At 61.3% G+C, this 17,786-nt stretch carries 16 protein-coding genes and 1 pseudogene; 10 read left to right on the top strand and 7 right to left on the bottom strand.

The features are described 5' to 3' along the window. A partial coding sequence (locus BI292_RS02935; RefSeq protein WP_157831203.1) for a transposase occupies nt 1-222 on the bottom strand: 222 nt, incomplete at its 3' end. A 533-nt stretch (nt 223-755) separates the two neighbouring features. On the opposite strand from BI292_RS02935, the gene BI292_RS02925 reads away from it, so the two are divergent. After that, nucleotides 756-1,589 (top strand): aldo/keto reductase, encoded by an 834-nt coding sequence (locus BI292_RS02925; protein WP_101206928.1) that lies wholly within the window; start codon nt 756-758, stop codon nt 1,587-1,589. A 76-nt stretch (nt 1,590-1,665) separates the two neighbouring features. Further along, a complete protein-coding gene (locus BI292_RS02920) occupies nt 1,666-2,136 on the top strand; it encodes a DUF1810 domain-containing protein (RefSeq protein ID WP_101206927.1) in 471 nt (156 codons plus the stop codon). Here BI292_RS02920 and BI292_RS02915 read toward each other — a convergent pair. Beyond that, on the bottom strand, nt 2,101-4,461 hold the full coding sequence (locus BI292_RS02915; protein WP_101206926.1) for a DNA polymerase II: 2,361 nt from the start codon (nt 4,459-4,461) through the stop codon (nt 2,101-2,103). The two genes, BI292_RS02920 and BI292_RS02915, sit on opposite strands and share 36 nt — an antisense overlap. A gap of 199 nt (nt 4,462-4,660) precedes the next feature. On the opposite strand from BI292_RS02915, the gene BI292_RS02910 reads away from it, so the two are divergent. Next, nucleotides 4,661-5,101 carry a CBS domain-containing protein gene (locus BI292_RS02910; RefSeq protein WP_101206925.1) on the top strand — a complete coding sequence of 147 codons (441 nt, stop codon included), beginning with the start codon at nt 4,661-4,663 and terminating at the stop codon, nt 5,099-5,101. 153 nt (nt 5,102-5,254) lie between these two features. On the opposite strand, the gene BI292_RS02905 is transcribed toward BI292_RS02910, so the two are convergent. Continuing rightward, nucleotides 5,255-5,878 (bottom strand): glutathione S-transferase, encoded by a 624-nt coding sequence (locus tag BI292_RS02905; protein WP_101206924.1) that lies wholly within the window; start codon nt 5,876-5,878, stop codon nt 5,255-5,257. Nucleotides 5,879-6,024: 146 nt separating this feature from the next. On the opposite strand from BI292_RS02905, the gene BI292_RS02900 reads away from it, so the two are divergent. The 4 genes from BI292_RS02900 (at nt 6,025) to BI292_RS02885 (ending at nt 9,122) form a co-directional block, all read left to right on the top strand. Beyond that, nucleotides 6,025-6,819 carry a DUF4349 domain-containing protein gene (locus BI292_RS02900; protein WP_101206923.1) on the top strand — a complete coding sequence of 265 codons (795 nt, stop codon included), beginning with the start codon at nt 6,025-6,027 and terminating at the stop codon, nt 6,817-6,819. A gap of 427 nt (nt 6,820-7,246) precedes the next feature. Beyond that, on the top strand, nt 7,247-7,768 hold the full coding sequence (locus tag BI292_RS02895) for a DUF3455 domain-containing protein (protein ID WP_101206931.1): 522 nt from the start codon (nt 7,247-7,249) through the stop codon (nt 7,766-7,768). A gap of 110 nt (nt 7,769-7,878) precedes the next feature. Further along, nucleotides 7,879-8,418, top strand: coding sequence for a sigma-70 family RNA polymerase sigma factor (locus tag BI292_RS02890; protein ID WP_371918704.1), 540 nt, complete (start codon nt 7,879-7,881; stop codon nt 8,416-8,418). After that, nucleotides 8,415-9,122, top strand: a complete 708-nt coding sequence (locus tag BI292_RS02885; protein ID WP_092279860.1) for an anti-sigma factor domain-containing protein — start codon at nt 8,415-8,417, stop codon at nt 9,120-9,122. The genes BI292_RS02890 and BI292_RS02885 overlap by 4 nt, the downstream gene beginning before the upstream one ends. Before the next feature lie 193 nt (nt 9,123-9,315). Here the strand turns inward: BI292_RS02885 and BI292_RS02880 are convergent, their stop codons facing one another. Further along, nucleotides 9,316-10,407, bottom strand: a complete 1,092-nt coding sequence (locus tag BI292_RS02880; RefSeq protein ID WP_101206921.1) for a DUF1615 domain-containing protein — start codon at nt 10,405-10,407, stop codon at nt 9,316-9,318. 437 nt (nt 10,408-10,844) lie between these two features. Here BI292_RS02880 and BI292_RS02875 point away from each other — a divergent pair, with 437 nt between their 5' ends. Next, the gene (locus BI292_RS02875; protein ID WP_101206920.1) at nt 10,845-13,073 is read left to right on the top strand and encodes a TonB-dependent siderophore receptor; all 2,229 of its coding nucleotides are present in this window, start codon (nt 10,845-10,847) and stop codon (nt 13,071-13,073) included. A gap of 242 nt (nt 13,074-13,315) precedes the next feature. Here the strand turns inward: BI292_RS02875 and hemB are convergent, their stop codons facing one another. The 3 genes from hemB to BI292_RS02860 form a co-directional block, all read right to left on the bottom strand. Next, nucleotides 13,316-14,290, bottom strand: a complete 975-nt coding sequence (gene hemB / locus BI292_RS02870) for a porphobilinogen synthase (protein WP_101206919.1) — start codon at nt 14,288-14,290, stop codon at nt 13,316-13,318. A gap of 405 nt (nt 14,291-14,695) precedes the next feature. Continuing rightward, nucleotides 14,696-15,538, bottom strand: a complete 843-nt coding sequence (locus BI292_RS02865) for a PhzF family phenazine biosynthesis protein (protein WP_101206930.1) — start codon at nt 15,536-15,538, stop codon at nt 14,696-14,698. A 24-nt stretch (nt 15,539-15,562) separates the two neighbouring features. Beyond that, on the bottom strand, nt 15,563-16,261 hold the full coding sequence (locus BI292_RS02860) for a glutathione binding-like protein (protein ID WP_101206929.1): 699 nt from the start codon (nt 16,259-16,261) through the stop codon (nt 15,563-15,565). Between the two features lie 338 nt (nt 16,262-16,599). Here BI292_RS02860 and BI292_RS02855 point away from each other — a divergent pair, with 338 nt between their 5' ends. Both BI292_RS02855 and BI292_RS02850 read left to right on the top strand, forming a co-directional pair. After that, nucleotides 16,600-17,274, top strand: coding sequence for a histidine phosphatase family protein (locus tag BI292_RS02855; protein ID WP_101206918.1), 675 nt, complete (start codon nt 16,600-16,602; stop codon nt 17,272-17,274). 92 nt (nt 17,275-17,366) lie between these two features. Beyond that, a pseudogene (locus tag BI292_RS02850) lies at nt 17,367-17,786 on the top strand (permease); the annotation flags it as partial.

The raw sequence follows: 17,786 nt of genomic DNA, 5'->3' as shown, positions 1-17,786 counted from the left end.
GAGCAAGGCTTTGAGTTCCTGGATTTCTCGCTGGTCAGCCGTGATCGCTTTGGCTCCCACCGGGGGCGAACCCTGGCGTTCTTTACGCACCTGATCGACCCAGCGACGCAAGGCGGTAGAGCCAATATCTAAACTGGCGCAAACCTCGGGAACCGATATCCCCTCATCCAGCACCATGCCAGCAGCCTTGAGTTTGAACTCAGTTGAATAAGAATTACGCATATCCAAAAACACCTCAGATTTGGGCGCCATCATAGCGCCCGATTGAAGTGTCCAAAATCATTAGGCCAGTTCAAGCTTGCTCGCGCTGGCGGTGGGTCAGCCACCATGTAATCACCTGACCCACCGCCATCGCGAGCAAGCTCAGCTCCTACAGGTTCCGGGGGTGACTCCATAATCCAAGCAACCCCACAAATCCCCTGTAGGAGTGAGCCTGCTCGCGATAGCGGTGAGTCAGCCAACATGTAATCACCTGACCCACCGCCTTCGCGAGCAAGCTCAGCTCCTACAGGGTCCGGGGGTGAACCCGGAATCCAGACAACCCCACAAATCCCCCTGTGGGAGCGAGCTTGCTCGCGATAGCGGTGGGTCAGCCAACATGTAATTACCTGACCCACCGCTTTCGCGAGCAAGCTCAGCTCCTACAGGGTCCACGCCGAACCCATAATCCAAACAACCCCAAAATCCCACGGGAACCCATGCGTCTTTCTGCTGCCCATTGTTGTATCGATTGTGTTTAGCGAAGGAGGTTTTGCATGCGTACTCTCGAACTGGCCGGCGTTGCGGTTCCTGTGATCGGCCAGGGCACTTGGCGGATGGGTGAGGATCGCTCGGCGCACAAATTCGAAGTCGCGGCCCTGCGCCAAGGCATCGACCTTGGCATGACGCTGATCGACACCGCCGAAATGTACGCCGAGGGCGGCGCCGAGGAAGTGGTCGGCGAAGCCATCGCCGGCCGCCGCGATCAGGTGTTTCTGGTGAGCAAGGTCTACCCGCACAACGCCAGTCGCAAGGGCATTCCTCAAGCCATCGAGCGCAGTCTGCGGCGGATGAACACCGACTACATCGACCTGTACCTGCTGCACTGGCGCGGCCAATACCCTCTGGAAGAAACCTTCGAGGCCTTCGAACGCCTGCGCGAAGAAGGCAAGATCGGCCGCTGGGGCGTGTCCAATTTCGACATCGACGATATGCACGAACTGGCCTCAGTCTCCCCGGCCAACGCCTGCGCAACTAATCAAGTGCTGTACAACCTCGAAGAACGCGGCATCGAATTCGACCTGCTGCCGTGGAGCCAGCAACAGCGCTTGCCGGTCATGGCCTACTGTCCGATCGGCCAGGGCGGGCATATGCTCGGGAACGCGGCGCTGGCACAAGTCGCCGCCCGTCACGCAGCGTCGCCGGCACAGGTTGCGCTGGCATGGTTACTGCGCCAGGACAACGTTATCGCCATCCCCAAAGCGGTCCGCCCCGAGCACGTGACGCTCAACGCGCAAGCGGCACAACTGAAGCTGGACGCTGCGGACCTGACGGCGCTGGACCAAGCATTTCGTGCGCCACAACGAAAGCAGCGGCTGGCCATGGTCTGAGCCATCGCGTGCAGAGCGTCTCCACATGAAGAGCGTTTCCACATGCAGAGCGTTTCCACATGAAGAGGGCTTCCACATGAGAAGCACTGATCAGCTCGACTCGTTCAATTTGCCGCGCTTCGTCCACGCGCAGGACCCGGTGTACGCGCGGGTCGAGGAAGAATTGCGTAACGGCAAAAAACGTAGCCACTGGATGTGGTTCATCTTCCCGCAGATCGCCGGTCTGGGCGGCAGCGAGATGTCGCGTCACTTCGCCATCAGCGGCGCCGAGGAGGCGACTGCCTACCTCAATCACCCGCTGCTGGGTTCACGTTTGCGCGCCTGCTCGCAATTAGTGCTCAACGTCAAACAACGCTCGGTGGCCGATATTTTCGGCCATCCCGACGACCTGAAATTTCATTCGTGCATGACCCTGTTTGCTCAGGTCGTGCCCGAGGGCAGCGTCTTTCATCAGGCGCTGGAGCGTTATTTCCACGGCATTCAGGACGACTGGACGCTGTCGCTGCTGGACCTAAAACAAGCCCAGTTGCCCACCAATCAGGGTTGAAAAGTCGTCATCGACAAAGGGCAAAATCGCGTCGGCGACCGGTTGCAGTTGGCGGGTTACGTAGTGGTCGTAATCAATCGGCGCGCTGCGGATTTCCAGCGGTTCCGGCCCGGCAACCGTGATCACGTAGCTGATCCAGCCGCCATTCTGATATTGCAGCGGCCGGCCCTGCTGCTCGTTGTAGGCATCGGCCATGCGCGCGGCGCGCACGTGTGGCGGGACATTGCGTTCGTAGTCGTCGAGGGTCCGGCGCAGGCGCTTGCGATACACCAGCCGATCATCGAATTCACCCGCCAGGGTTTTGCGCACGTAGTCGCGCACGTAATCCTGATAAGGCTTGCGATAGAAAATCAGCGAATACAGCTCCTGCTGAAACTGCCGGGCCAGCAGCGACCAATCGGTGCGCACGGTTTCCAGGCCCTTGTAGATCATTTCGTCAGTGCCATCGGCGCGAGTGACCAGCCCGGCGTAGCGTTTTTTGCTGCCCTCCTCGGCACCGCGAATGGTCGGCATCAAAAAGCGTTTGTAGTGCGTTTCGAACTGCAATTCCAACGCGCTTTCGAGCCCATATTCCTCCTGCACATGCTCGCGCCACCACTGGTTGACGTGGTCGACCAGCGCGCGGCCGATCTGCGCCGCTTCTTCCTGACCGTGCGCGCGGCGCAGCCAGACGAAGGTTGAGTCGGTGTCGCCGTAGATCACCGCGTGGCCCTGGGCTCCGATCAACTGCCGGGTGCGCAGCATGATTTCGTGGCCGCGCAAGGTGATCGACGACGCCAATCGGGTATCGAAAAACCGGCAACCGCTGGAACCGAGCACGCCGTAGAACGCGTTCATGATGATTTTCAGCGCTTGGGACAGCGGCGCATTGCGCTCGCGCTTGGCGGTTTCGCGGCCCTCGGCAACGCGCGCGACGATCGCCGGCAGGCAATGCCGGGTGCGGGAAAAACGCGCGCCACGAAAGCCCGGCACCGACTCGCTGTCCTCTGGATGTTTGAGGCCGTCGATCAGCCCGATCGGGTCAATCAGGAATGTGCGAATGATCGACGGATAAAGACTTTTGTAATCGAGCACCAACACCGACTCGTACAAACCCGGTTGCGAATCCATGACAAAACCACCGGGGCTGGCCTCTGGTGGTTTGCCGCCAAGGTTCGGCGCAACAAAGCCCTGACGGTGCATCAGCGGCATGTACAAATGGGTGAACGCCGCCACCGAGCCACCGCTGCGATCGGCCGGCAAACCGGTAACGCTGGCGCGTTCGAGGAGGAACGTCAGCAGTTCGGTCTTGGCGAAGATCCGCGTGACCAGTTCGCAGTCCTTGAGGTTGTAAGTCGCGAGCGCTGGTTTGTCCTCGGCGAACATGCGGTTGATTTCGTCCATGCGCTGGTAAGGCGTGCTGATCGCCTTGCCCTCACCGAGCAGGGTTTGCGCGACGTTTTCGAGGCTGAACGAGGGAAAACTCCAGGTCGCCGAGCGCAGCGATTCGATGCCGTCGATGATCAGCCGCCCGGCCGCCGAGGCGAAAAAATGATTGCGACTGCCGTGCTCGCGCCACTGCATTTCTTCGCCGCCACGCCCCAGTTTCAGCGGCACCCCGAGGCGTCGGGCGTGTTCGTGAAGGACGCGCAAATCGAACTGCACGACGTTCCAGCCGATGATCGCGTCGGGGTCGTGGCGGGCAAACCATCCGTTGAGTTTTTTCAGCAGCGTGGTGCGGCTGTCGCAGTATTCGAGCTGGAAATCCACGGCGCTGGCATCGCCATTCGGCGGGCCGAGCATGTACACCTGACGCTCGCCGCAGCCTTCGAGGCCAATCGAATAGAGCTCGCCACGGGCGGTGGTTTCGATGTCGAGCGAGACCAGTCGCAGGTTCGGCCGATAACCCGGCGCCGGTTTCATTTGCGCGTCGAGCAGCAGACCATCGTCACCCGGCGTGCCGCCAAATAGCACCGGCGCGGTGATGAAGCGTTCCATCATGTAACGCTCGGGCGGTCGCACATCGCCCTCGAACATCTCGACGCCGGCCTTGCGCAGCGTGGTTTCGAGGCGCATCAACTGATTGTGCTGCTGGCAATACAGCCCGAGCACCGGGCGATGCTCGAAATCGAGCAGCGCCAGCGGCCGCAATTCGACGTTCTTTTCGCCGTGCAGCACGGTTTCAGCCTGCTCGCGCTGCACGGCCGGGATAAAAGCTACGGACGGTTGATGTGGCAAACGAATGCGCCGAGGCCCGGCATCGGTCGCCAGCCAGAACTCGACTTCCGTGCCGGCCGGGGTGTCGCGCCAATGCCGGGTCAGGACGAAGCCCTGCTGTAAATCCACCGCTGTAACCTCAAGGTTTGATTCGAGTGAGGATTCTACCCGTCATTGCCCACGGTGACGCCGCTTCATCCGCGACAGAATTCTCAAAGAAAAAACGCCAAATGGCGTTTTTTGCGTGTTATCTGCCGTTTTCTGCCTTGCCCTCAGCGCTTGCGTCTACGATTCTTCAAGGACAACGACAACACCTAGAGAAACCACCATGAAAACCGTCGCCCAACTGCTCAAGTTAAAGGCCCAGCAAAATCAGGAAGTGCACACCATCGCGCCGCATCAGATGGTGCTGGAAGCGCTGATGGTGATGGCCGCGAAGAACGTGGGCGCGCTGCCGGTAGTGGCCGATGGTGAGGTCGTGGGCATCATCAGCGAGCGTGACTACGCGCGCAAACTGGTGCTCAAGGGGCGCTCTTCGGTCGGTACGCCGGTCAGCGAAATCATGGTTTCGCCGGTGATTACCGTGGACACTCACCAAACCGTCGAAACCTGCATGGGCATCATGTCGGAGAAACGCCTGCGGCACTTGCCGGTGGTCGAGAACGGCCAGTTGATCGGGCTGCTGTCGATCGGCGACTTGGTGAAAGAGGCGATCGCCGAACAGGCGGAATTGATCAAGCAACTGGAACAGTACATTCGCGGCGAGTGATCGTACTCGATCGCAGACCTGATACATCCCCCTCTAGGAGCGAGGCTTGCCCGCGAAAGCGGTGTGTCAGCAAACATTTGTTCCGACTGACACGGCCTATTCGCGGGCAAGCCTCGCTCCTACAGGGTTTTTGTGTGGGTCGAAGCCATTGGCTCAAGCCGGCCAATGCCGCTCAAACACCGGCGCCAGGGTCAGGTGTTTGTCGATGCGGGTCAGCCAGGCATAAAACCCCGGCCGCGCAGTGCGCAAGTGCTCGCGGCTGCCAGCCCAGCGCGACACCACGGCCGCCAGCACATCCAGCGCGCCAGGCGTTTCGTCGTCCAGGTACAGCTCGGCGGAAAACTGGTCCGCGAACACTTCCCAACTCCAGTGCAGGCGCTGGCGTGCGCCGGCAATCAGGTTCTCGCGCGAGGCGTCATCGGCCGCGACCAGCCAGCGCTCCGGGTAATCGATGATGCCAATCGCCGCGTAGCAATTGCTGACGATGTAGACCAAACCGCGAATCGCCTGATCACGTTCCGCCGGGTCATCCGGCAGCAGCCCCGAGGACGGAAACGTCAGGCCGAGGTGAATCAGGATCGCCGCGCTCTCGGTGAGGATGCTGCCGTCGGGCAGTTCCAGGGTGGGGATCTGTTTCAGCGGGTTGAGTTTCGCCAGCGCGTGCGCCGACTCCGCCGACCCGTCAACGTCGATAAAACGATAAGCAATCTCGCAGAGTTCGAGGGCCGCTTCGATCGCCGCCGCGCCGGAATTCTGGTGTCCGTAAAGCTGATACATGTCGCGCCCTCCCGCGAGCAAACAGTCAGTCGGTAGACGGCTGGCCAGCCGAGCATGTTCCCTGCCATTTAGCCGAATGATGCAGGTAAGATGCGCCAACCCGGGACGCACCGTTGCCGTCCCGCCGCACATTTCAAGGAAAGAACATGCGCCACCCGGCCGGCAAACTTGCCTCAAAGCCCCGTCTCTATTGGTTCCTGCTGGCCAGCCTGGCCCTGAGCGGCTGCGGCCCCAGCGAACGCTCGTCATCGGCCAGTCTAGCCGGTGAACAGGGACGCGGCGGCGCAATGCTCGCTTATGAGCACGATGTGCAATTGAAACTCCCGGAAGCGCAAATCGTCCCGCGCCTGCAGGCCAGTCGCGAAGCCTGTGAAACCGCGAAGTTCGGCGCCTGCAATGTGTTGCGCATCGAGCAAGGCGCCGGCCGCGCCGAGATCACCTTGCGCATCGTCCCTGCCGGCATCGAGCCGTTGGTCGCGATGGCTGCCGAGGGTGGCGAACTGGGCCAGCGCATCACCACCGCCGAAGACCTTGCCGACGCGGTGGACAACACCCGCCGCCAGCAGGAACGGCTCAAGGCCCAACAACAGCGCCTCGATGAACTGGCCAGCCGCCGCGACATCAGCGTCAGCGACCTGGTTGTGTTGAGCAAAGAACAGGCGAGCATCGAAAACGATCTGCAAGCCTTGGCGCAAGTCGCCGCCGGCCATCAGCGACGCCTGGACACCAATCGCATCACCCTGTCATTCGAGCCAACCGCGGCCAGCAATCGCGCGTCGAACCTGAGCCGGGCGTTCAGCAATCTGCTCGACAACCTGGCCGACGGCGCCGTGGATGCGCTGGAGAAAGGCAGTTACGTGCTGCCATTCTTGATTCTGGCGTTCCCGTTGTTGATGTTGTGGGTCTGGCTGTGGCGCAAATTTGTCCGTCGCCGCACCTGAGCCCGCCACACCCCCAATCCCCTGTAGCAGCGGTCGAGCCCAGCGAGGCCGCGTTCGGCGGCGCAGCCGTCGCCGAGTGAACACGCGGTGTATCAGGGAAACCGTGAATGCCGGGTCTACGACGGCTGCGCCGCCGAACGCAGCCTCGCGGAGCTCGGCAGCTGCTACACCGAAAGGCGTCGCGCCCAAGCCCGCAACACCCCAATCCCCCTGTAGCAGCGGTCGAGCCCCGCGAGGCCGCGTTCGGCGGCGTAGCCGTCGCCAAGTGAACACGCGGCGTTTCAGGGCAATCGTGAATGCCGGGGAGCGGGAATCTGGCCTTAAAATTTATTTTCAGCGCGCTGCATCCAAAGTGCTTCGTCGTGGGTAGTACCTGTAGCAGCCCCTGATGCTGCCGAGCGGGTTACCCCTTACGGAGAGAAAAATGATGAACGCCAAACAGCTGCTGTGCCTTGCCGGTCTGTTCGCCGCCGTACCTTTCGCCAATGCGCAAAGCGACTTGCCGGACAGTGTCAAAGTCCCCGCCGGGCACAAGGTCGCCATGCAAACCACCGGGGTGGGCGAGATCACTTACGAATGCCGGGACAAGGCCAACGCGGCCGGCCAGACCGAATGGTTTTTCGTCGGCCCCAAAGCCGTGCTCAATGACAGCAGCGGCAAACAGGTCGGCACCTACTTCGGCCCACCAGCCACCTGGCAGGCCAAGGACGGTTCCAAAGTCACCGGCACGCAATTGGCCGTCGCGCCGTCGAGTCCGGGCAACCTCCCCTATCAACTGGTCAAAGCCAATCCCGCCGAAGGCAAAGGCGCGATGAGCGGCGTCAGCTACATTCAGCGCGTGGCCCTCAAGGGTGGCGTGGCGCCGACCAGCGAATGCGCGGCGGCCAACAAGGGCAAGCAGGAAGTGGTGAAGTATCAGGCGGATTACATCTTCTGGACCGCCAGCTAAGCCAGACACAGCTCAGCCACGCCCGACCGTTTGTTCGGGCGTCGCACCTACCCATGTCGGGATTGTTTGCTAGATTGCATGGACCATCCCGACTTCAGCGGTTGCGCACAGTGTCCTTGCCTGAACTTTCTTTTGATTACGAAGCCCATTTGGCTGCTTGCGGGCGTGGCGAGCGTCAGGCCCTGCACGCGTTGTATTTGCAGGAGAGCCCGCGCTTGCTCGGCGTCGCCAAACGGCTGGTCGGTGACACGGCGCTGGCCGAGGACATCGTCCACGATGCGTTTATCAAGATCTGGTCCGGGGCCGCCGGTTTCGACTCGGCTCGTGGTTCGGCGCGCGGCTGGATGTTCAGCGTGACCCGGCATCTGGCGCTAAACGTGATTCGCAACCATCGCCGCGAAACGCCGCTGATGGATGACTTCGAACCGGCGTTCCACGATTCAACTGAATCGCCCGAATCGCTCGACCCGGCCGGACGCATCCACCGCTGCCTGGAACAACTCGACCCCGAACGCCGCAGCTGCATCCTGCACGCTTACGTCGACGGTTATTCCCACGCGCAAATCTCGGCCAGACTCGGCACGCCGCTGGGCACCGTCAAAGCCTGGATCAAGCGCAGCCTCACAGCCTTGCGGGAGTGCATGGGATGACGAACGAAACCCCCGAAGAACTCGACGAACTGGCCAGCGAATATGTGCTCGGCACACTGCCGGCGCAGCAGCGCCACGAGGTGCAACAACGCCTGCGCCATGAGCCGGCGTTGCAGACTGCGGTGGATGCGTGGGAGCGGCGTTTGCTCGGTTTGACTGATCTGGCCGAGCCACAAACACCCTCGCCGCACCTGTGGCGACGGATCGAGCGCAGCGTCAACGAACTGCGCCGGCCAGCGCCGAGCTCTGCACCTCGGGGAGCGTCGTGGTGGAATTTATTGCCGCTGTGGCGCGGCCTCGCCGGTGCCGGGTTGGCCGCCAGTCTGCTGCTCGGCGCGTTATTGCTGACTCAGGCGACGGTCAAACCGACCTATCTGGTGGTGCTGGTCGGCCCGCAAGACAAGGCGCCGGGCTGGGTGATTCAGGCGAGCAATCCGCGCGAAATCCAGCTGATTCCGTTGGGCGTGTTCGAAGTTCCGAGCGACAAGGCCCTGGAGTTCTGGACCAAGGGTGACGACTGGCAGGGCCCGGTGTCGCTGGGCTTGGTGAAACCTGGGCAAACGCTGTCGGTGCCGCTGGACAAGCTGCCACCGCTGCAACCCAACCAATTGTTCGAGTTGACGCTCGAGGGCGCCAATGGCTCGCCGATTGGCAAGCCGACCGGGCCGATTCAGTTCATCGGCCGCGCGGTGAAAGTGATCTGAAGCGAATCGGGATTCAGCAGATTTGTGGCTGACACCGTTCTATATGGAAACCTCCTGAGGAAGCCTCCTGTGGGAGCCGAGCTTGCTCGCGATGGGGCCATGTCATTCAACACTGAGTTGAACGACAGACCGCTATCGCGAGCAAGCTCGGCTCCCACAGTGATCCTCGGCGGATCAGCCTCAGATAAAACGCTTAACCGCCCTTGGCCATACAGCGCCGATAACGCTCATCGACCCGTTTGGCGAACCACGCCGTGGTCAGTTTGCGGGTGATTTTCGGGCTCTGCAGCACGATCCCCGGCAACACCGCTCGCGGCAACGCGCGGCCTTCAGCCCGTTCGGCCAGGGCGAAAACCCGCTGATACAGCTTGGTTTCCTCGAATTCGAGGCTGTTGCCCTTCTCCAACTGATCGCGAATTGTCGGGTTGCGCATGCCCAGTTGTTTGCCGAGGGCGCGCACCGCCAGTTCCGTGGTGCCAGGCATGATCGAGCCGTAGCGGATCAGATCGCCGTCCAGCGCCAGCGGAATGCCCGAGGCACGGCTCAAGGCATTCTGGAACGCCGCGTTACGACTGGCGTACCAACCGGCGTTGAAGTCGGCAAAGCGGTACAGCGGTTCGGTATAGCTCACCGGATAACCGAGCAAATGGGCGATGCCGAAGTACATGCCGCCGCGACGGCTGAACACTTCGTGGCGGATCGAACCCTCGACCGGATAGGGGTAATTGCGCGCCTGCTGCTCGGCGAATTCGATGCTGACCTGCATCGGCCCACCGGTGTGCACCGGGTTGAAGCCGCCAAACAAAGTGCGGCCCATCGGCACCATGCCGATGAAGTCATCGAAGATCGCGCTGAGTTCTTTTTCGCTGCGCGCGGCATTCAGACGGCTGCTGTAACTCTTGCCGTTCGGCGAACTGACCTGCAGCGCGCCGTTCACCAGCAGGTTGGGGATATGCACTTTGGCGGCGCGCCGGTTGATTTCGTCTCGGGCGATCTTGCCCAGGCCCGGCACGCTCGGATCAACCTGAAAGGTCGATTCCTGCTCGGTCACCGCCAGCACCGAGCAGAGGTTTTGCGTGGTCGGCGAAATCTCCTGCGCGGCGAAAGCGGCATAGATATCCGTCGCCCAGCCTTCTCGGTCGACGGTCTTCGCCGGCAATAGCCGCACAATCTGCGCCTTCACCTCAGCAGGTTTGCGCGCCGGCGCTTCGTCGGTCTGCCGCGTGCTGCAACCGGCCAAAACCAGCAGTGCGGCGATGCTCATGATCAGTCGGGGGGCGTACATGATGCTCCAGAATTCCGTTCAGCCGAGGTCAACCATACGATCAATCGTGTGGCGCAGGCCATGACTCTGGGCATCTTCCACTGTTCCCCAGTTCCCCGTTGTTCCCTCAATCCCTCGTCGCTCCCCATTCCCTTGTTGTTACCGATCCCTCGTGGCTTCCCCATTCCCCTTGTAGCAGCTGCCGAGCCCCGGCGAGGCTGCGTTCGGCGGCGTAGCCGTCGTAGATTCGTGGGACATGGCGACGGCTGCGCCGTCGGACGCAGCCTCGCTCGGGCTCGGCAGCTGCTACGTGGGAGTGGTTGCAAGTGGTGTGATGACAAACTGATTGCAGGATGTGACTGAGAAAATCTATCATTCGCGCCTGGAGTCGTATTTGCGCAAGGAGTTCCCCGCGCCGTCAATTTCCATACCAGCGGCGCGCCGCCAGGATCGACACAATGCTCACTCCAACTCGCTCCGGCGTTCCATTTCGCCCGACGTTGCTTGCCCTGTTCTGCGCCCTCTCTGTTTCCGCCCTGCCGGTCTTCGCCCAAGCCGCCACCGCCGAAGATGACAGCAAAGCCTTGGTGCTGGACGACGTAAACGTCAACGCCCAGGCCCCGACTGCCGCAGCCGCCCTGCCCCCGGTGTATGCCGGCGGTCAGGTCGCGCGCGGCGGCCAATTGGGCGTGTTGGGCAATCAGGACATGATGGACGTGCCGTTCAGCATGGCCTCCTACACCGAACAGTTGATCCAGGACCAACAGGCTGAAGACGTCGCCGACGTGCTGCTCAACGATTCTTCGGTGCGCCAGGCGTCCGGTTTCTCCAACCAGGCACAGATCTTCATGATCCGCGGCCTGCCGCTGACCGGCGACGATATTTCCTACAACGGCCTGTACGGCGTCCTGCCGCGCCAGATCATTTCCACTGACGCTCTAGAGCGCGTGGAAGTGTTCAAAGGCCCGAACGCCTTCATCAACGGCGTGACCCCGACCGGCTCCGGCATCGGCGGCGGCGTCAACTTGCAACCCAAGCGTGCCGGTGACGTGCCGCTGCGTCGCTTCACCACCGACATCAACGACGAAGGTCGCCTCGGTCAGCACCTCGACCTCGGTCAGCGTTTTGGTGAAGACAACCGTTTCGGCGCACGGGTCAACCTTGCCCAGCGTGAAGGCGACACCGGCATCGACCACGAAAATCAGCGCTCGAAACTGTTCTCGGTCGGCCTCGATTATCGTGGCGACGCGCTGCGCATTTCCGGCGATTTCGCTTACCAGAAACAGCGCGTCAACGGCGGGCGCAACACGGTCAACCTCGGCAACACCACGCACATCCCGGACGCGCCATCGGCGGACACCAACTACGCGCCGAAATGGGGTTTCACCGAGATCGAAGACACGTTCGGCATGCTCCGCGCCGAGTACGACCTCAACGACAACTGGATCGCCTACGCCGCTGGCGGCGCCAAGCACACTCGCGAAACCGGGCGCTACAATTCGACCACGCTGGTCGGCAACAGCGGCGCTTCGACCACCACCGGTTCGTTCATCCCGCATGACGAAGACAACACCAGCGTCATGGCCGGCCTCAATGGCCGATTCGCCACCGGCCCGGTCACCCACAAACTGAATTTCGGCCTCGCCGGGATCTGGACCGAACAGCGCAGCGCTTACGATTTCGACCTGACGCGCTACTCCAACAACATCTATCACCCGGTGAACACGCCGTCGCCGGTCGGCAATTTCTCGGGCGGCGACCTCAACGATCCGGGCATCGTCGGCAAGTCGTTCAATCGCAGCGCCGCCGTATCCGACACCCTTGGTTTCTTCGACGATCGCCTGTTGCTGACCGTCGGTCTGCGCCGCCAGCAGTTGGTGGTCCAGGGTTACGGTTATGCGCCTTACGGCTCCGGCAGCCGCACTTCGGCCTATGACGAATCGATCACCACGCCGGTCTACGGCATCGTGTTCAAGCCGTGGGACCACGTGTCGTTCTACGCCAACCGCATCGAAGGTTTGGCAGAAGGTCCGACCTCGCCGACCACTTCCGGCAACTTGATCGTGACCAACGGCAACGAAGTCTATGCGCCGGCCCGTTCGAAGCAGGTTGAAGCCGGGGTCAAGATTGACATGGGCACCTACGGCGCCAGCCTTGGCGTGTACCGTATCGAGCAGCCGAGCGACGGTTACTCGATCGCTACCAGCGCGACCACGGCGGAATATGTGCGTGAAGGCGAGCAGGTCAACAAGGGCGTCGAGCTCAACGTCTTCGGCGAACCGATTGACGGCTTGCGCCTGATCAGCGGCTTGACGCTGATGGACACTGAACTGAAAAACACCCAGAACGGCGCCAACGACGGCAACCGCGCGATCGGCGTGCCGACCTTCCAGTTCAACGCGGGCGTGGATTGGGACGTGCCGGGCCTGCAAGGCGTAGCGCTGAACGCGCGGATGTTGCGCACCGGCGGCCAGTACGCCGACGCGGCAAACAACCTCAGCCTGCCGACCTGGAACCGCTTCGACGCCGGCGCGCGTTATGGCTTCAAGGTTGACCAGAAAGACGTGACGTTGCGTTTGAACGTCGAAAACCTGGCCAACGAGAAATACTGGGAATCGGCCCAGGCTGGTTACCTGACCCAAGGCGAACCGCGCGTGGCAAAGTTGTCCGGCACCATCGACTTCTGATTTGCGCCGCTTGAAACAAGGCCCCGCAGTTAAATGACCGCGGGGCTTTTTTTATCCACCGAATAAGCCGAAGGCCCAAAAAATCCCCTGTAGGAGCTGAGCTTGCTCGCGAATGCGGTGGGTCAGCTTGCATCTGTGTTGGCTGACACATCGCTATCGCGAGCAAGCTCGCTCCTACAGGGGGATTGGATGTGTCTACAAAATCCCGGTCCAACGCAAAACCGTTGTGGGCGTGGGGCTGGTCAGATCCCGGCCAGGGCCAGGTCCATGGCGAAGTAGGTGAAGATCAGGTCGGCGCCGGCGCGTTTGATGGCGCCGAGGCTTTCGCGGACCACGCGGTCTTCGTCAATTGCGCCGGCCTGGGCGGCGAATTTGATCATCGCGTACTCGCCGCTGACCTGGTACGCCGACAGTGGCAAACGCGACACTTCGCGGATGTCGCGGATGATGTCCAGGTACGCGCCGGCCGGTTTGACCATCAGCGCGTCGGCGCCTTCCTGTTCGTCCAGCAGCGATTCGCGCACCGCTTCGCGGCGGTTCATCGGGTTCATCTGGTAGCTTTTGCGATCACCTTTCAACGCGCTGCCGCCGGCCTCGCGGAACGGGCCATACAGCGCCGAGGCGAATTTGGTCGAATACGCCATGATCGCCGTTTGGGTGAAACCGGCTTCATCCAGCGCGCGGCGAATCGCCTGAACCTGGCCATCCATTGCTGCCGACGGGGCGATCACATCAGCGCCAGCACGTGCCGCCGCCACCGCTTGTTTGCCCAGATTGACCAGCGTCTGGTCGTTGTCGACTTCATGGTTGTGCACCACGCCGCAGTGGCCGTGATCGGTGTATTCGCAGAAGCAGGTGTCGGACATGACGATCATTTCCGGCACCGCATCCTTGGCGATTCGCGCCATGCGCGACACCAGACCGTTGCCGTTCCAGGTGTCGCTACCGGTGCTGTCCAAATGGTGGGAGACGCCAAAGGTCATCACCGATTTGATCCCGGCATTGGCATAACGCTCGATTTCGCCTGCCAGTTTGGACTCGGGAATGCGCATTACGCCGGGCATGCTTTTGATCGGTACGAAGTCGTCGATTTCTTCCTCTACGAAAATCGGCAGCACCAGGTCATTCAGGCTGAATTCGGTTTCCTGGAACAGGCTGCGCAGGCTCGCATTGCGGCGCAGACGGCGTGGACGTGCTTCGGGGAACTGGCTGGACATGGGCATTCCTGGGAAAACGGCGATAAGACAAAAGTATCAGGGCGCGAAGCTTATGCCCTGGCAGGCGCCGGGCACTAACATCAGGCTGGAAAAAAACCGTTACCGCTCCGGCAATAATTGCCGTCGGGCGCATCCATTTGCCATGAAGGAACATAAATCCCTGTAGGAGCGAGCCTGCTCGCGATGGCGCCGTGTCAGGCGACATTTATGGTGATTGAGCGACCGCTATCGCGAGCAGGCTCACTCCTACAGGGGGTGATGGCAACCATAAAATCTGCGGCCACCCGAGTTCAAATGTGGGAGCGAGCTTGCTCGCGATGGCGCCGTGTCAGGCGACATTAATAGTGACTGAGCGACCGCTATCGCGAGCAGGCTCACTCCCACAAGTTTGGCGGCGGTAGGCGGTTACAGCGTCAATGTGCCGTCGATGCAGGTCACTGCCGCGCCGCCGATCCAGATTTCATCGCCGATCCGTTCCACTTGAATGCGCCCGGCGCGGCCCATGCTCAGGCCCTGGCTGACCACATACGATTCAGGCGCCAGCCCTGCGCCCAGCAACCATTGCGCGATGCCGGCGTTGAGGCTGCCGGTGGCCGGGTCTTCGGGCATGCCGTCGCCGGAGATAAACGCGCGCACTTCGAATTGCGCGTTATCGCCGTCACGCTCGGCGTTCCACGGCGCGATCACGCCCACCGCCAGGCCAAGCATCTGCGAATGATCCGGTTGCAAATCCAGCACCTGCTGGCGATCTTCGACCATCACCGCCAACCAGCCCGCACCGTTATCCACCCATTGCGCGCGAACGATCGCCCCTGCCGGCAACCCGAGCCCGCGTCGAACGCGCTCCAGCACATCAGCCTCGACCGGCCCGGTGCGCAACAGCGGCGGCGCGAGAAACGCCAACTCCGCGCCCTGTCGGCGAATCCGTACCAGCCCGACGCCGCATTCCTGAATGACCTCGTCACCCTGCGGCACGCCGCCCGCCTCCAGCCACGCATGACAAGTGCCCAACGTCGGATGCCCGGCAAACGGCAGCTCGGACAGCGTGGTGAAAATCCGCACCCGGTAATCGGCGCGCGGGTCGCGGGGCTCCAGCACAAACGTGGTTTCGCTGAGATTGGTCCAGCTCGCGAACGCCGCCATGCGCTCATCACTGAGCCCATCAGCGTTGAACACTACCGCCAACGGATTGCCTTTGAGCGGCGTGCGACTGAACACATCGACTTGTTTGAACGAATAAGAGCGCATGGCCATCCTTGATCCTGAACAACGTTACTTGGGAATTTCCAGACCCCGGATCACCGCCGGCCGCGCGAGGAAGCGCTGCAGCACGCGGAGGATATTCGGGAAGTTGCTGATGCCGACCAGATCGCCAGCCTCATAAAAGCCGATCAGGTTGCGAATCCACGGAAACGTCGCGATGTCGGCAATCGTGTAGCGCTCGCCCATGATCCAGTCGCGCCCGTCCAGGTGTTTATCGAGGACCTTGAGCAGGCGTTTGCTTTCCTCGACGTAACGATCACGCGGCCGTTTGTCCTCGTAATCCTTGCCGCCGAATTTATTGAAGAAACCCACCTGACCGAACATCGGCCCGATACCGCCCATCTGAAACATCAACCACTGAAGAGTCTCGTAACGCGCCGCCGACTCCTGCGCGAGCAACTGGCCACTTTTGTCGGCGAGGTAGATCAGAATCGCCCCGGACTCAAACAACGGCAATGGCTGATCGCCGGGCCCGTGGGGGTCGATGATCGCCGGGATCTTGTTGTTCGGGTTCAGCGACATAAACTCCGGCGACAGCTGATCATTGCTCTCGAAACTCACCCGATGCGGCTCGTACGGCAGGCCGATTTCTTCGAGCATGATCGAGACCTTTACGCCGTTAGGGGTCGGCAAGGAATAGAGTTGAACCCAGTCGGGGTACTGGGCCGGCCATTTTGCACTGATCGGGAACGCCGAGAGATCGGTCATGGGGTCATCCACACAGACATTGGAACGCCGATCATAAGGGACGATCAACTGGTTCGGCAGCAGCATTTTTTGCCTGTCCCTCCTCCATCAATCTCTCCATCCATCTGTTCATAAATAATTCCGCAACATCCTGTCAATATCCTTCACCCACTGCATCAAAGGTTGCCGTTAAAGTGCTGCGCACTCGCGGTAATCGAACCAAATTGGCATCAGAGACTCTGAGCACTGCCCATTATGGAAACGGACCGCACCACGACAGGGAAAACACCCGAGGCTGGACGCCCCCGGTGTAAAGGTTTGTCAGCCTTAATCGAATACGCTGAAGAACCCTTTATTCAATGATCAATCTTCTGAAATTCGCCCAACGTTTCAAGCATCGCGCTTATGTCGTCCTGCCGACCGTGCTCGCGGCAAGTGCGCTGTTCCTGTCACTGGAGTCGAGCGAGAGCCGCGCCCAACCGGCCGACGGCACCCAGACCCTGGTGTTCCTGCGCCACGCCGAAAAACCCGATGGCGGCCTCGGTCAGCTCAACTGCCAGGGGCTGAACCGCGCAATCAACCTGTCGACGTTGCTGCCAGAGAAATTCGGCAAGGCTGACTATGTGTTTGCTGCCAACCCGACGCGCAATGTCGAGGAAGGCGAGCTGGACAATTCCTACAGCTACATTCGTCCCCTTATGACCATCAGCCCCAGCGCGATCAAGCTCGGTTTGCCGGTGAACATCGAATACTCGGCCAATGACACCAGTGATCTGGCCGACGAATTGCTCGAAGACAAGTATCACAACTCGATCATTTACACCGCGTGGTCCCACGGCTACCTGCCCGAGCTGATCAACAAGGTCGCTGGCGACGCGGTCGGCAAAAAGCAGAACATCACCGATGACTGGAAATCGAGCGACTTCGATTCGCTGTACGTGCTGACCCTGACCTGGCACAACGGCAAGGCCAGCCTGCAGAGCCACACTTACAAACAAGGGCTGGATAACGGTTCGCAGGCCTGTCCTACATAACCGGTCGGCGACGTCCCACGCGTTGCCGCGACCCCGTGTGAGAAGAGGCTGGGCTATCATGAGCGCAACTTCTTCTTGCCCGGAACCTCACCATGTCGCTCTCAACCGCCGCCACCCCCGCCCGGGGCTGGTCATTCTGGTGGAAACCCGCCCTGTTCCTGCTGGTCGCCTGCGTCGGCCTGTATTACGTCAAATGGTCGCCGTACTACGTCAAGGCCTTCGTCGCCGCTGACAGTCACAGCATCGGCGCCTCGATCATCAACGATCAATTGGCCGACCCACTGGCCGCTGCGCTGGCGTATGCCAAGGTGTATTTCCTCGCGATCTGGAAAGCCGCAGTGCTCGCGGTAATTCTCGGTTCCCTGTTGCAAGTATTGATTCCACGAGACTGGCTGCTGCGCCTGTTCGGCCGCGCCGGTTTTGCCTCGACCCTGCGCGGCGGCCTGTTCGCCCTGCCCGGCATGATGTGCTCGTGCTGCGCCGCCCCGGTTGCCGCCAGCATGCGCCGGCAG

The sequence above is a fragment of the Pseudomonas sp. 43NM1 genome, assembly GCF_002836905.1.
GTDB classification, from domain to species: Bacteria; Pseudomonadota; Gammaproteobacteria; order Pseudomonadales; family Pseudomonadaceae; genus Aquipseudomonas; species Aquipseudomonas prosekii.
The sequence above is the reverse complement of the archived record's forward strand: the minus strand, read 5'-3'. Positions and strand labels throughout refer to the sequence as shown.

What these genes read in the sequence shown, in the direction of transcription:
- BI292_RS02925 (WP_101206928.1), top strand. Translation starts at nt 756, where the DNA reads ATGCGTACTCTCGAACTGGCCGGCGTTGCGGTTCCTGTGATCGGCCAG.
- BI292_RS02920 (WP_101206927.1), top strand. Translation starts at nt 1,666, where the DNA reads ATGAGAAGCACTGATCAGCTCGACTCGTTCAATTTGCCGCGCTTCGTC.
- BI292_RS02910 (WP_101206925.1), top strand. Translation starts at nt 4,661, where the DNA reads ATGAAAACCGTCGCCCAACTGCTCAAGTTAAAGGCCCAGCAAAATCAG.
- BI292_RS02905 (WP_101206924.1), bottom strand. Translation starts at nt 5,878, where the DNA reads ATGTATCAGCTTTACGGACACCAGAATTCCGGCGCGGCGGCGATCGAA.
- BI292_RS02900 (WP_101206923.1), top strand. Translation starts at nt 6,025, where the DNA reads ATGCGCCACCCGGCCGGCAAACTTGCCTCAAAGCCCCGTCTCTATTGG.
- BI292_RS02895 (WP_101206931.1), top strand. Translation starts at nt 7,247, where the DNA reads ATGAACGCCAAACAGCTGCTGTGCCTTGCCGGTCTGTTCGCCGCCGTA.
- BI292_RS02885 (WP_092279860.1), top strand. Translation starts at nt 8,415, where the DNA reads ATGACGAACGAAACCCCCGAAGAACTCGACGAACTGGCCAGCGAATAT.
- BI292_RS02880 (WP_101206921.1), bottom strand. Translation starts at nt 10,407, where the DNA reads ATGTACGCCCCCCGACTGATCATGAGCATCGCCGCACTGCTGGTTTTG.
- BI292_RS02875 (WP_101206920.1), top strand. Translation starts at nt 10,845, where the DNA reads ATGCTCACTCCAACTCGCTCCGGCGTTCCATTTCGCCCGACGTTGCTT.
- hemB (WP_101206919.1), bottom strand. Translation starts at nt 14,290, where the DNA reads ATGTCCAGCCAGTTCCCCGAAGCACGTCCACGCCGTCTGCGCCGCAAT.
- BI292_RS02865 (WP_101206930.1), bottom strand. Translation starts at nt 15,538, where the DNA reads ATGCGCTCTTATTCGTTCAAACAAGTCGATGTGTTCAGTCGCACGCCG.
- BI292_RS02860 (WP_101206929.1), bottom strand. Translation starts at nt 16,261, where the DNA reads ATGACCGATCTCTCGGCGTTCCCGATCAGTGCAAAATGGCCGGCCCAG.
- BI292_RS02855 (WP_101206918.1), top strand. Translation starts at nt 16,600, where the DNA reads ATGATCAATCTTCTGAAATTCGCCCAACGTTTCAAGCATCGCGCTTAT.